Source organism: Azospirillum palustre (genome assembly GCF_002573965.1).
GTDB lineage: Bacteria > Pseudomonadota > Alphaproteobacteria > Azospirillales > Azospirillaceae > Azospirillum > Azospirillum palustre.
Genome location: NZ_PDKW01000041.1, coordinates 875904 through 888934, shown reverse-complemented (window position 1 = coordinate 888934; position 13031 = coordinate 875904). Strand labels below are relative to the sequence as shown.

General features: G+C 69.0%; 13 protein-coding genes. 10 read left to right on the top strand and 3 right to left on the bottom strand.

Going from position 1 to position 13031, the window contains the following annotated elements; all coding sequences use genetic code 11:
* The first annotated feature begins 237 nt into the window (after positions 1-237).
* The 3 genes from CRT60_RS17595 (at position 238) to CRT60_RS17585 (ending at position 2936) form a co-directional block, all read left to right on the top strand.
* Positions 238-669 carry a response regulator gene (locus CRT60_RS17595; RefSeq protein ID WP_098737799.1) on the top strand — a complete coding sequence of 144 codons (432 nt, stop codon included), beginning with the start codon at positions 238-240 and terminating at the stop codon, positions 667-669.
* A 263-nt stretch (positions 670-932) separates the two neighbouring features.
* Entirely contained in the window at positions 933-1604 is a 672-nt protein-coding gene (locus tag CRT60_RS17590) for an exopolysaccharide biosynthesis protein (protein WP_167421732.1), read from the top strand.
* Positions 1605-1631: 27 nt separating this feature from the next.
* On the top strand, positions 1632-2936 hold the full coding sequence (locus CRT60_RS17585; protein WP_098737797.1) for a hemolysin family protein: 1305 nt from the start codon (positions 1632-1634) through the stop codon (positions 2934-2936).
* Positions 2937-2974: 38 nt separating this feature from the next.
* On the opposite strand, the gene CRT60_RS17580 is transcribed toward CRT60_RS17585, so the two are convergent.
* Positions 2975-3232: a hypothetical protein gene (locus CRT60_RS17580; RefSeq protein ID WP_098737796.1), complete on the bottom strand. Its 258-nt coding sequence runs from the start codon at positions 3230-3232 to the stop codon at positions 2975-2977.
* Between the two features lie 223 nt (positions 3233-3455).
* On the opposite strand from CRT60_RS17580, the gene CRT60_RS17575 reads away from it, so the two are divergent.
* A complete protein-coding gene (locus CRT60_RS17575) occupies positions 3456-4034 on the top strand; it encodes a TetR/AcrR family transcriptional regulator (RefSeq protein WP_098737795.1) in 579 nt (192 codons plus the stop codon).
* 131 nt (positions 4035-4165) lie between these two features.
* Positions 4166-4642 carry a hypothetical protein gene (locus CRT60_RS17570; protein ID WP_098737794.1) on the top strand — a complete coding sequence of 159 codons (477 nt, stop codon included), beginning with the start codon at positions 4166-4168 and terminating at the stop codon, positions 4640-4642.
* A gap of 26 nt (positions 4643-4668) precedes the next feature.
* Here the strand turns inward: CRT60_RS17570 and CRT60_RS17565 are convergent, their stop codons facing one another.
* Complete coding sequence (locus tag CRT60_RS17565) at positions 4669-5043, bottom strand: DUF1636 domain-containing protein (protein WP_098737793.1); 375 nt, start codon at positions 5041-5043, stop codon at positions 4669-4671.
* A 152-nt stretch (positions 5044-5195) separates the two neighbouring features.
* On the opposite strand from CRT60_RS17565, the gene CRT60_RS17560 reads away from it, so the two are divergent.
* Together CRT60_RS17560 and CRT60_RS17555 are read left to right on the top strand one after the other, a co-directional pair.
* Positions 5196-8705, top strand: coding sequence for a hybrid sensor histidine kinase/response regulator (locus CRT60_RS17560; RefSeq protein ID WP_098737919.1), 3510 nt, complete (start codon positions 5196-5198; stop codon positions 8703-8705).
* Positions 8702-9613 (top strand): response regulator transcription factor, encoded by a 912-nt coding sequence (locus CRT60_RS17555; RefSeq protein WP_098737792.1) that lies wholly within the window; start codon positions 8702-8704, stop codon positions 9611-9613. Before CRT60_RS17560 ends, CRT60_RS17555 begins: the two co-directional genes overlap by 4 nt.
* A 15-nt stretch (positions 9614-9628) precedes the next feature.
* Here the strand turns inward: CRT60_RS17555 and CRT60_RS17550 are convergent, their stop codons facing one another.
* Positions 9629-10120 carry a MaoC family dehydratase gene (locus tag CRT60_RS17550; RefSeq protein WP_244592565.1) on the bottom strand — a complete coding sequence of 164 codons (492 nt, stop codon included), beginning with the start codon at positions 10118-10120 and terminating at the stop codon, positions 9629-9631.
* Between the two features lie 219 nt (positions 10121-10339).
* On the opposite strand from CRT60_RS17550, the gene CRT60_RS17545 reads away from it, so the two are divergent.
* Genes CRT60_RS17545 through CRT60_RS17535 form a run of 3 tightly spaced genes read left to right on the top strand, consistent with a single transcriptional unit; the run spans position 10340 to position 13019 of the window.
* Positions 10340-10903 (top strand): chemotaxis protein CheW, encoded by a 564-nt coding sequence (locus CRT60_RS17545; RefSeq protein ID WP_244592564.1) that lies wholly within the window; start codon positions 10340-10342, stop codon positions 10901-10903.
* A complete protein-coding gene (locus CRT60_RS17540) occupies positions 10900-12351 on the top strand; it encodes a CheR family methyltransferase (RefSeq protein WP_098737789.1) in 1452 nt (483 codons plus the stop codon). Before CRT60_RS17545 ends, CRT60_RS17540 begins: the two co-directional genes overlap by 4 nt.
* The gene (locus CRT60_RS17535) at positions 12351-13019 is read left to right on the top strand and encodes a chemotaxis protein CheW (protein ID WP_098737788.1); all 669 of its coding nucleotides are present in this window, start codon (positions 12351-12353) and stop codon (positions 13017-13019) included. Before CRT60_RS17540 ends, CRT60_RS17535 begins: the two co-directional genes overlap by 1 nt.
* The last annotated feature ends 12 nt before the right edge of the window (positions 13020-13031 follow it).

Below are 13031 nucleotides of genomic sequence, written 5' to 3'. Positions count from 1 at the left end.
GGTTCAGGATAAGCGGTCGCCGGGCCGATTGCCATTGCCCGGCCGGAGGACCCGGCCAGCAGACCCGGTCATCCACGCCGATTGGCCAAGCCGATCTGCCGGACATTGCATGCGAACGATAGTCAATCGTTGCGTCATAGCGATTCCGTTAACGACTGTGCAATGGTGTAGTCAGAAAACTGTGCGGGCCGGCCATGCCGATAGCGGCCGGAGAACTTTGGCGGAGCGGAGAGCGTCATGGTGGTGGAGGCAGGCAACCGGACTCGCGAGGTTCGGACGATACACGATCTCGGTGTGCTGCTGGTCGAGGATGACGACTTCACCCGCAAGCTGATCTACCGGCTGCTGCACGACATCGGGCTCCGCACGGTGTTCGAGGCGGCGGACGGCATCCAGGCGCTCGACATCCTGCGCAAGAGCGGCGAGGACGTCGACGTGGTGATCTGCGACCTGGAAATGCCGCGCATGGGCGGGCTGGACCTGCTGCATGCCCTGCGCACCGCCACCGGCAACCCGCTGGCCGACCTGCCGGTGCTGGTGCTGACCGGCCACCGCGAGGCCGACGTGGTGAAGCGCGCCATCGCCTACGGCATCTCCGGCTATCTGGTGAAGCCGGTGTCGAAGGCCGACCTGATGAAGCGCCTGACCTTCGTCATGCAGAAGCGCTGACGGCCGGGACGGCGGCCCGCGGCTCCGTTGCGCACCGCAACCCGCACTGGCGCTTTTGCCTGCCTTGCTGTAGAAGGAAGGCTGCTACCGCCGTGACGCGAAAGGTCCATGGGTTCCTTCCATCCTTCGCCCGGCCCGCTCCGATCCCGTTTCCGGCCTCGGGGAGAGCCGTGAGCAAAGATCGACCTCCCGGGTCGTCCCCCAGGTCGCATGACGCACGCCCTTCCGGTGCGGACCGGTCCTGCGCGCGCGTTTCCGATCTGTTGGACGACTTCCTGACGCGCGGCGATGCCGCCGAGTCCGGCAGCTCCGATCCGGACGATCCGTCTCCAGCAAGCCTCCCGCCCGGCGAGGATCGTTCAAAGATCTCGCTCGGCGAGGATCGTTCAAAGATCTCGCTCGGCGAGATCATGGACGCGCTGGGCGACCGCGCCTTCGGCGCGCTGCTGCTGATCCTGTCGATTCCCAACGTGCTGCCGGTTCCCGGCCTGTCGACCGCCACCGGCGTGCCGATGATCCTGCTCGGCGCCCAGATGGCGGCGGGCCGGCACAGCCCCTGGCTGCCCCGCCGCATGCTGGCGGCCAGCTTCGACCGCAAGGCCTTCCTGGGCGTCATCCGCCGGGCCAAGCCGTGGGCGGAGCGGGTGGAACGCCATCTGCGCCCGCGCCTGCCGGCGATGGCCGGCCCGACCGCCGAACGGCTGCTCGGGCTGGCGGTGGTGGTCCTGGCCGTCATCCTGTCCCTTCCCATCGTCTTCGGAAACCAGCCTCCCGCCCTCGCCATCGCGCTGATCGCGCTGGGGCTGATGGAATCCGACGGGGTTTTCGTGTCGGCCGGCCTCGTCGCCGGCCTTCTTGCCATCGTCATCGTCGCCGCCGTCCTGCTCGGTCTCGGGCAGGCGGCGGTCGCCGTGGCGCAACAATTGATCGGTTGAGGGAGCGCCCCCAAAGGGCACAAAGCCATGATTTGGGAACTGTTGGTCATCGTCCTGCTGATCCTGCTCAACGCCTTCTTCGCGATGTCGGAGATGGCGCTGGTGTCGGCGCGCCGCGCCCGGCTTCAGCAGATGGCCGAGGAAAAGGGCGGCGCCGGTGCCCGCGCCGCTTTGGAGCTGTCGGAAGACCCGAGTCGCTTCCTGTCCACCGTGCAGGTCGGCATCAGCCTGACCGGCATCATCGCCGGCGCCTATGGCGGCTCGACCCTGGCCGAACGGCTCGGCGGCGTGCTGGACGAACAGGTCGCCTGGATCGCCCCCTACGGTCACACCGTCGCCTTCGCCCTGGTGGTCGCCGCCATCACCTATTTCTCGCTGATCATCGGCGAGCTGGTGCCCAAGCGCGTCGCGCTGATCTCGTCGGAGCGGATCGCCTCGCTGGTCGCCTCCCCGATGCGCACGGTGTCGCGCCTGTCGGCCCCGGTGGTCTGGCTGCTAGGCGTGTCGAGCGACGCGGTGCTGAAGCTCTTGCGCCTGCCGACCTCGCGCGAGCAGACGGTGACGGAGGAGGAGGTCAAGACCCTGATCGCCGAAGGCACCCAGAGCGGCGTCTTCGAGCCGGCCGAACGCCAGATGATCGAGGGGGTGATGCACCTGTCCGACCGCACGGTGCGGTCGATCATGACCCCGCGCCCCGACCTGATGTGGCTCGACATCGACGACAGCCCCGAAACCCTGGCCCGCGAGATCTGCGAGAGCGGCTATTCCCGGTTCCCGGTCTGCCGCGGCGACGTCGACGAGGTGCAGGGCATCGTCGCGACCAAGGCTCTGCTCGACCAGTCCTTGAAGGGAATTTCCTTCGATCTGCGGACGGCGATGGTCCAGCCGCTGGTCGTCCATGACGGCACGCCGGTCTTCCGCCTTCTCGACCTGTTCAAGCAGGCCAGCGTCCACATGGCGGTGGTGGTCGACGAATATGGCAGCGTCGAGGGGCTGGTCACCATGACCGACATTCTGGAAGCCATCGCCGGCGAACTGCCGGACAGCACCCAGGAAGGCGAGGCCGGCGCCGTCCAGCGCGAGGACGGCAGCTGGCTGGTCGACGGCATGACCCCGGTCGAGGAGGTCGAGGCGCTGGTCGGCGTCAAGAACATGAAGGGCGAGGGCGATTTCCACACCATCGCCGGCTTCCTGCTCGACCGGTTCGGCCATGTCCCGACCGCGGCCGAGCATTTTCACTGGAACGGCATCCGCTTCGAGGTCGTCGACATGGACGGCCGCCGCATCGACAAGGTGCTGATCCAGCTGAACCCGGAGGTTTCCGAAGGGTAAGGGCGGAGGAGGGGCAGGGCGGGAAAGACAGGCGCTCCCTAATGCAGCGCCGTCTCCCCGCCGCGGAAACGCACCCCCTCGTCACCCTTGGTCATCCGCACCGCCTCGACCAGATCGCGGACTTCCTCCGACAGATCGGTCGCGGTCCAGCCATGGCCGTCGGCCCCGGCCACCACCAGCAGGCGCAGCGTGGTGCGCAGAAGGTCGCCGGCCTCCCAGCCGTTGGACCGCTCCGCCTCGCGCGCCATGTGCAGCAGGCCGGTGGCGCAGGTCAGGACCTCGGGGTCGACCTTCATCGGGCGTTCCTCCTCGCCCGCAAAGGGCGATATCTGTTGGTCTGACAAACAATTATTGGAACGCCACCTTGGTCTGTCAAACCCATCCTTCGGCGGCAGGGGAAAGGGCTTAGGTGCCGCGTGACGGCTGGGCGGCCGCTCCCTTCAGCCATCCCCTGTAGCCGCCACCCCAATGGTCTCACTCTGTATTGACAGGCTCCCTACTAGTTGGTAGGTTGGGTGTATGAACACGCAATCGACCCGGGCCGCCGACATTCTCGACTGTGCGCGCTCGCTCATCGTCAGGGGCGGCTACAACAGTTTCAGCTATGCCGACATTTCCAAGGTCGTCGGCATTCGTACGGCGAGCATACACCATCATTTCCCCAGCAAATCGGATCTGGTGCGTGTGCTCGTCGCGCAATACCGCAAGGAGGCTTCGGACGGGCTGGCCCAATTGGAGCAGCTCGTCCCCGATCCGCTGGACCAGCTTCGCGCCTATCTCGGCTATTGGGAGACGTGTTTCGCCGATACGGACGCCCCCTTCTGCGTCTGTGCGCTGCTCGCGGGAGAAATCCCGGTTCTGCCGGACGATGTCGCCGCGGAAGTGCGGGCCCATTTCCGCCGGCTCGCCGACTGGTTGACGGGAGTCCTCGAACGCGGCGCCGCGCAAGGCCGCCTCCGCCTGTCCGGAACCGCCAGGACCGACGCCGAGATGGTCCTGGCGACCACCCATGGCGCGATGCTGTCGGCCCGTGCCTACGGCGACGCCACGGCCTTCGGCGCCATAACCCGTCCCCTGCTGGAGCGGATCGCTGCCTGAAAGTCGGGCCTTGCCCGCCGTGTAAACGCTTGGCCCCAAAACCTACCAACCAGTAGGTAGCTTAACTTCCCTTGAGGCTGGACCTGTCCTGCCGGCCCTTCCGCCCCTCTCGCCTTGAAAGGCAATCGCCGATGTTCGGAATTTCTTCGATTGGCTGGGTTCATACGCTCGGCAGCCTGCCGGCCATCCCCGTGGCCGCCTACATGTTCGCCCGCCATGGCCGGATCGTGCCGCGTTCCGTGCCGGGTGTTGTCTATTTCGCGTCCATGCTGATCGGGGCCTCGACGGTCTTCCTCGTCGCCCATCAGCCGGTCAGCTACGGCATCGGCGCCGTGACGATCCTGCTGCTGCTTGCGGGGTATGGGGTCGGATGGGCACCGGCGGCGGGGCGTATGGCCCGTTACATCGAGACCGTCTGCCTCAGCGTCAGCGCCTTCCTGCTGATGGTGCCGACGGTCAGCGAAATCCTGCGCCGGGTCCCGGACGGCCATCCTCTGGTGACCGACCTGAAGTCACCGCTGCTGCTGGGCGCCCAGGGCGCGCTGGCGGCCATCCTCGTCATCGGCCTGACCGCCCAGATCGTCCATCTGGCGCGGCGCCGGCAATAGGCCGTCTCTCCCGCCGGATGTGTGGTTCAATCCTCCAGCGGCGGCAGGCGGGAAATGAAACGACCCTTGACGCCCTGGGGCCATTGCTTGAACGGAACGATGCCGTCCTCGGTGGCGGCATAGGCGCGCAGGTAGGCGGTCAGCGTCTCCACCGTCATCTCGTCCGGGGCGAAGTCGCCCAGCACATAGCTCATCCGCGCGGCGGAGCGCACCGCGACGGCGCAGGGGCGGCGGCAGCTCATCAGGCAGCGCATCGGGCGCAGCCGCACCGAGGCGGCCAGATCGGGCCGGTCGGCCAGTGCCCGCTCCATCAGCGCCACCAGCTCCGCCCCCGGCCGGACGGCGTCGGGCGGGTCTTCCGGACGGCGGCAGGTCTCACAGACGACAAGCTCGACGGTCATGCTCTGGCTTTCAAAACTGTTCGGGGGAGCCGTGAGGTCTGACAGCTAGAGCCCGGTCCGGTGACTGTCAACGCGCTTGCAGCTTGCCAACCACCCCGAAACTCCCGACGATGCGGGCCATCGGGGGCGACGGGCGGGAACGGCGGACGGGCATGAGCGCGAGGCAACGGATCGTCCGTGAACGCCGGCAATACAACCAGCTCGCCGCCGACCAGACGCTGGAGGACTACGCGCTCCGCTATACCGCGGAACGGGCGCGGCGCTGGAGCGCCTGGCGGGTCGCCAACACCGCGCTGGGCGCCATCTCCTTCCTCGCCTGCGAGGCGCTGGGCGCCGCCGTCACCCTGACCTACGGCTTCGAGAACGCCATGGCCGCCATCCTGGCGGTGGCGGTTCTCAGCATCCTGGTCGGGCTGCCGATCACCTACCATGCGGCCAAGGCCGGGGTGGACATCGACCTGCTGGCCCGCGGCGCCGGCTTCGGCTATCTCGGCTCGACCATCACCTCGCTGGTCTACGCCTCCTTCACCTTCATCCTGTTCTCCATCGAGGCCAGCATCATGTCGGCCGGGCTGACCATGGTGCTGGGCATCCCGGCCTCGGTCGCCCATGTCATCAGCTCGCTGGCGGTGATCCCCATCGCCGTCTACGGCATCCGCTTCATCAGCCGCATGCAATGGGCAACGCAGCCGGTGTGGATCCTGCTGCAATGCGTGCCGCTGGCCTATTTCTTCCTGCTCGACCGCGAGACGCTGGCGCAATGGACCTCGCTGCCGGGCGTCTACGCGCCGGACGGCGGGCTGTCGCTGCTGCCCTTCGGCATGGCGGCGTCGGTCCTGCTGTCGCTGCTGCCGCAGATCGGCGAGCAGGTCGACTATCTGCGCTTCCTGCCCTCGCAGGCCCGCATCGGCAGGATCCGCTGGTGGGCGGCGATGCTGGCCGGCGGGCCGGGCTGGGTGCTGATCGGCAGCCTGAAGCTGGCGGCGGGGTCGCTGCTGGCCTTCCTCGCCATCAAGCACGGGCTGCCACTGGAGGACGCGGTGCAGCCCAACAGCCTGTACCACATGGCCTTCCTCGACGTGTTCGGTTCGCCCGTCGCGGCGCTGGCGCTGACCGGCATCTTCGTCGTCGTCTGCCAGATGAAGATCAACGTCACCAACGCCTATGCCGGCTCCATCGCCTGGTCGAACTTCTTTTCCCGCCTGACCCGCAGCCACCCCGGCCGCGTCGTCTGGCTGGTCTTCAACGTGCTGCTCGCCCTGCTGCTGATGGAGATCGGCATCCTCGGCGTGATCGAGAGCATCCTCGGCCTCTACGCCAACGTCGCGGTGGGCTGGCTGGGGGCGGTCGCCGCCGACCTGGCCGTCAACAAGCCCTTGGGCTTCAGCCCGCCGGGGATCGAGTTCAAGCGCGCCCACCTCTACGACATCAATCCCGTCGGCACCGGCGCCATGGGCCTGTCGGTTCTGTGCTCCACCACCGCCTTCTTCGGGCTGCTGGGACCGGTTGCCCAGGCGCTGGCCCCCTTCATCGGTCTGGTGGTCGCCTTCGCCGCCGCCCCGCTGATCGCCTGGAGAACCGGGGGCCGCTATTACATCGCCCGCAAGTCGGACCGGTTGCCCGGCGACGCCGCGACCATCCGCTGCTCGATCTGCGAGAACCCGTTCGAACGGCAGGACATGGCCTTCTGCCCGGCCTACGACGCGCCGATCTGCTCGCTCTGCTGCACGCTGGAGGCGCGCTGCCACGATCTGTGCAAGACCGACAGCCGCTTCGCCGACCAGATCGCCCGCAGCCTGCAACGGGTGCTGCCGAAGCGGATGGCGGCGGGGGTCCACACCCGCACCGGCCATTTCATCGGGGTGATGACGCTGTTCTCGCTGGTGCTGGGCGGGGTGCTGGTGGTCATCGACTTCCAGTACGCCAATGCCGAGGCGACGGAGCGGGCGGCGATCCACACCGCGCTGGTCTCCGTCTTCGTCTGCCTGTTCATCCTCTCCGGCGTCGCCGCCTGGCTGCTGGTGCTGGCCCATGAGAGCCGCCGCAAGGCGGAGGAGGAGACCGGCCGGCAGACCGCCATGCTGATGGACGAGATCGCCGCCCACGAGCGCACCGACGCCGCCCTCCAGAAGGCCAAGGAGGTGGCGGAGGCCGCCAACGCCGCCAAGAGCCGCTACATCATCGGCGTCAGCCACGAGATCCGGGCGCCGCTGAACGCCATCTCCGGCTATGCCCAGCTTCTGGAGAGCAACAGCACCCAGCGCCCGCAGGACGCCGTCCGCGTCATCCGCCGCAGTGCCGAGCATCTGTCGAACCTGATCGACGGGCTGCTCGACATCTCCAAGATCGAATCGGGCCTGCGCCGGCTCAGCCGCGACAAGGTGCAACTGATCGACTTCCTCGACCAACTGGCCGACATGTTCCGCATCCAGGCCACCGCCAAGGGGCTGGAGTTCCGCTATTCCCGCGTGCCGCATTTGCCGGCCTGGGTCCACACCGACAGCAAGATCCTGCGCCAGATCCTGATCAACCTGCTGTCCAACGCGGTGAAATACACCGAGACCGGCCATGTCGCCCTGACCGTCCGCTACCGCAGCCAGATCGCCGAGTTCGAGATCGCCGACAGCGGCATCGGCATCCGCGAGGAGGATCTCGACCGCGTCTTCGAACCGTTCGAGCGCGGGCGCGGGGCGGCGGTGCGGGCGGTGGCCGGCACCGGGCTCGGCCTGACCATCACGCGGGTGCTGACCCGGATCATGGGCGGCGACATCGCGCTGCGCAGCAAGGCGGGGGAGGGCAGCGTCTTCACCGTCCGCCTGCTTTTGTCGGAGGCGATGCACCGGCCGGGCGAGCAGGTGGAGCGCCGCGCCATCACCGGCTATGCCGGGCCGCAGATCACCATCCTGCTGGCCGACGACGACCGCGACCATCTGGCGCTGATGACCGACATCCTGCGCCCGCTGGGCTTCGTGCTGTTCACCGCGTCCGACGCCGCCACCTGCCTGGAGCTGGCGGCGCAGTGCAAGCCCGACGTGGCGATGCTCGACATCTCGATGCCGGGCGAGAGCGGCTGGGACGTGGCGGAGGGCTTGCGCCGGCAGTTCGCCGACCGCATCCGCATCGTCATGGTCTCCGCCAACGCCTACGAGGCGCAGGGGCCGGGCGACGGCCGGGCCCCGCACGACGCCTTCGTCGCCAAGCCCATCGAAATCCACGCCCTGCTCGACCGGCTCCAGGCGCTGACCGGGCTGGAATGGATCCATGCGGTGGAAAAACCGGCGGAACCGCTTGCGCCGCCCGCGCTGCCGGCCGATCAAGCATCCCTGCCGGTCCCGCCTCCCGCCCCGCAACCGGCCCCCAAACCGGCATCCGGCCCGCCGGAGTCGGCGCTGCGTCATCTCGACGACCTGCGCCAGCTCGGCCGGATCGGCTATATTCGCGGGATCGAGGCCAAGCTGCGCGAGATCGAGGCGGAGGACGCCGCCGCAACGTCCTTCGTCGAACGGCTGCGAACGCTGGTGCGCGCCTTCGACCTGAAAGGGTATATGCGTGCGGTGGACGAGGCGGCGGCGCAGCGCGAGACCGCAGAGGGCAACGCCGCAGAGGGCGAAAAAGATCGGACGGACGATGATCTGGCAGAAGACGGGGCCGTGACCGGATGAAGCGCCGCGACATGATCCTGGTGGTGGACGACACCCCCGACACGCTGGGATTCCTGACGGAGGCCATCGAACAGGCCGACCTGACCGTGCTGGTCGCCATCGATGGCGAGGGAGCGCTGGATCTGGTCGGCCAGATCACGCCGGACCTGATCCTGATGGACGCGGTGATGCCCGGCCTCGACGGCTTCGAGACCTGCCGGCGGCTGAAGCAGATCCCCCACCTCTCGCACATCCCCGTCATCTTCATGACCGGCCTCAGCGAGACCGAGCATGTGGTGAAGGGGCTGGAGGCCGGCGGCGTCGATTACGTCACCAAGCCCATCGTGGTGGACGAGCTGATCGCCCGCATCCGCGTCCACCTGACCAACGCCCGCGTCGCCTACGCCGCCCGCGCCGCCCTCGACGCCACCGGCCGTTTCCTGCTGGCGACGGACGGGGAGGGCAGGCTGCTGTGGTGCACCCCGCAGGCGGAGCGGCTGCTGGCCTGCCTGCCCCCGGACGCGGCCTCCGCCCTGGCCGCCGGTCTGGCCGGCCTGCGCCGGACCGTCTCCCCCGGCGGATCGGCGGAGACCTTCACGGCGGAGCTGCCGGACGGCGAGGGCGTGCGGCGGCTGGAGTTCACCTATCTCAGCCCGGCCGCCCCCGACGAGTATCTGTTCCGCCTCAGCGAGCCGACCGCCGGCCGCCAGGAGGCGGTGCTGCGCGACGCCCTCGGCCTCACCGCGCGCGAGGCGGAGGTGCTGCTGTGGATCGCCAACGGCAAGCCCAACCGCGACATCGGCGAGATCCTGGGCATCAGCCCGCGCACGGTGAACAAGCACCTGGAGCAGGTCTTCACCAAGCTCGGCGTGGAGAACCGTGCGTCTGCCGCGGCGCTGGCGATCCGCACCCTGGCCGCGCGGGCGTGATCTGATGGGCGGCGGTCAGACCTCGACCGTCGGCTCCGCCCCGCTGCGTCCGGCGATGATGTGGTTCATGATGCAGGTCATCACCGGCTCGCCGCGCTGGTTCAGCGTGGTGTAGGCCAACCGCACCGTGCCGCGGCCGCCGCGGCGCGACGGGATCGTCTCCACCACCTCCACCCGGACGCGGATGGTGTCGCCGGGCCGCACCGGCCGCAGCCAGCGCAGTTCGTCCATCCCCGATCCGCCCAGGCTGGTGCCGGTGATCAGCCCGATGTCGCGGAACAGCCGGAAGGTCAGCGACAGCGTGTGGAAGCCGCTGGCGATCAGCCCCTGGAACGGCCCGTCCGCCGCCGCGACCATGTCGATGTGGAAGGGCTGCGGGTCGAAGCGCAGGGCGAAATCCATGATCTGGCTCTCGGTCAGGGTCGCCCCTTCCGAGTCGAACACCTCGCCGATGCGGAAATCCTCGAAATGGCGGCCGGGCATCGTCTCGTTTCTCCCCTTGGTCATGTCTTGCCGGTCAGGTTTTGCCGTTGCCGCCGGAGAGTAGCCCGCCCGCCGCATCCGGCAAAGGGCAGGGACGTCACGGCCAAGGCATAGGCCCTACGGCGTAAACCTTTGGCGTAATTCGCATTCCTGTTGTGATCGGGCATGTTCCCGGTCGGATTCCAGACCATCGACGGACGGATGTCAGCACTCCCTGCGCACAGTACCTCCCAAGGCACGTCGATGCCGCCGCCATTCCGCTGCGTCGTGTTCTCGGTTGCCGGGCAAGCCCTGGCGCTGCCGGTGGAAGCCGTGCGGCGCTTTTTGCCGTTGCCGCGGCTGGAGCGGCTGCCGACAGCACCCCTGCCGGTGGAGGGCGTCTTCCGTTACCAGGGAGAGGTGGTCCCGGTCCTGCGCCTGGATGTCCTGCTCGACCTCGTGCCCTTCGATTCCGGTGCAGGCGCCCCGGCGCCCGGCCTCTATTCGCCGCTTCTCCTCGTCACCTGGCAGGGTCGGCCGGCAGCGCTGCTGGCCGATCAGGTCCATGGCGACACGCTGGTGGAACCGGCGGAGCGCACGCCGTCCGACCCGGCGCTGAGCTTCAACGGCTGTGCCGCCGGTGCCTTTCCGGACCGGGTGACCGGCCGCGGCGGCAGCGTGACCCTGCTCGCCCCCGACCGGCTGCTGAGCGAGGCGGAGGGCCGGCTGCTCGACGCCTTCCGGGCGTCGGCGGAACGCCGGCTGGCGCAGTGGCAGTTCCCTGCCGACACAAATGACGAGCTATCCGTCGGCGGTGGTGCCGGATGATGGCCAACCCTGCCGCAACCATCGAGGCGATCCGCCGCGACCCGCATTTCCCGCGCCTGAAGGCGATGGTGATCGATGCCACCGGCCTTGCCTATTACGCCGACAAGGACGCCGCCTTCGCCGAGCGGATCAACCGCCGGCTGCCCTTCGGCACCGTCACCACCGTCGCCGGCTATCTGGCCGCACTGGAGGCGGAGGGGCCGGGCGGCGCGGAATATCAGGGACTGATCAACGAGCTGGCGGTGGGGGAGACCTTCTTCTTCCGCTACATCGAGCAGTTCGACGCGCTGCGCGCCGTCGCCATCCCCGAATGCATCCGCCGCAACCAGTCGAGCCGCCTGCTGCGGATCTGGAGCGCCGGCTGCTCCATCGGGCCGGAAGCCTACACCATCGAAATCCTGCTCAAGCAGCATTTCGCCAGCCAGCTGGAGGGGTGGCAGGTCCACATCGTCGGCACCGACATCAACAACGCCTTCCTGGAGCAGGCGCGGCGCGGCGCCTATGGCGACTGGGCGGTGCGCGGCCTGTCGCCGGAAACGCTGGAGGCCTGTTTCGACCGCCAGGACAGGCTGTGGTCGGTGAAGCCGAAATACCGGCAATGGACGACCTTCATGCCCTTCAACCTCGTGGAGGGGGCGATTCCCTCCTATCCGCACGGGATCGGGCATTTCGACATCATCCTGTGCCGCAACGTCATGATCTATTTCGACGAGGCGACGCGGCACCGGCTGCTCGGCAACCTGCACAAGGCGCTGGCCGACGGCGGCTGGCTGGTGGTCGGCCATGCCGAGGCCGGGCCGCAGATGAACGAGCTGTTCATCCCGGTGTCGGTCCCCGGCGCCACCCTCTACCGCAAGCAGGCCGAACCGCCGGTCACCGCCGCGGTCAGCCGCAAGGCCACCCCCGGCCCGGCGGCGGCCGCGCTGACCCTGGCCGCCGCGCCACGCCGCGCCGCGAGAGCCCCGGCGAAGCCTGCGCCGCGATCCGCGGGCGATGCCGCTTCCGCCCCGCAATCCGCCGGCCCGCAATCCCGCTCCCCCGCCTCCCCCCCGCCGGCGTCCGGTGTGCCCGCTCCGCCGGATGCGGCCGAGACCAGCGAGCGCTCCTCGCAGCTGGAAGCCTGCCTGGCACGGGTCGAGGCGCAGCGGCTCGACCCCGCCGCCCACTACCAGCTCGGTCTGGTGGAGGAGGAACTGGGCGTCGGCGACCCGGTGGCGGCCTTCAAGCGGGCGCTTTATCTCGATCCGCGCTTCGTGCTGGCCGACTATCATCTGGCCTTGGCCTATTGGCGGCGCGGCCGGCTGGTCCCAGCCCAGCGCCATTTCCGCAACGCGCGCGAGGCGCTGGAGAACCGCGCCGACGGCGAGGCGGTGACGGAAGGCGGCGGCCTGACCGTGCAGGAACTGCGCGGCATGCTGGACCTCTGGCTGACCGGTGAGGAGGGCTGATGGACGACACGCTTGCCGGCGCCGGGGCCGCACCGCTCATCGCCGCCCTCGACAGCGCATCGCCCGACCGCGCCGCCGCCCGGGGCTCGGGCCGGGCTTCCATCGACTGGGACGCGGTGCGCGACAAGGTGGCGCACCGCACCGCCGACCTGGAGGCGACCTTCGCCGGCCGCGGTCCCTGGGCCGACGCCGTGCTGGCCCGCCGGGCGCAGGAGCTGGCCGAAGTCCCGCAGCGCGACGACGAGGCGGGCACCGGCACGCCGATGCTGGTCGCCCGCGGCGCCGAGACCCTCTATGGGCTGGAGCTGCGCCATCTCGGCCATATCGTGCCGATGCCGCGGCTGGCCCGCGTGCCGGGGGCGCCGCCGGCAATCCTCGGCGTGATCGCCGTCGCCGGCAAGGTGATGCGGCTGTTCGATCTCGACAGCCTGTGCAGCGGGACGCATGCCGCCGCCGTCGGGATCGACCAGCCGGGCTATGCCATCGTCCTGCGTACCGGCGCCGGCCGTCCGGCCGCTCTGCGCCTGCACGAGGTCGAGCGGGTCGACGACATCGTGCTGCCGCGGACCTCCGTCCCGGCGGAGGCCGGGCCGCTGGTCCGGGCGATCACCGCGGACCGCATGGCGATCCTCGACATGGCGGCATTGCTCGACCTCGTGAAGACCTGAAAAGCGTCCGAT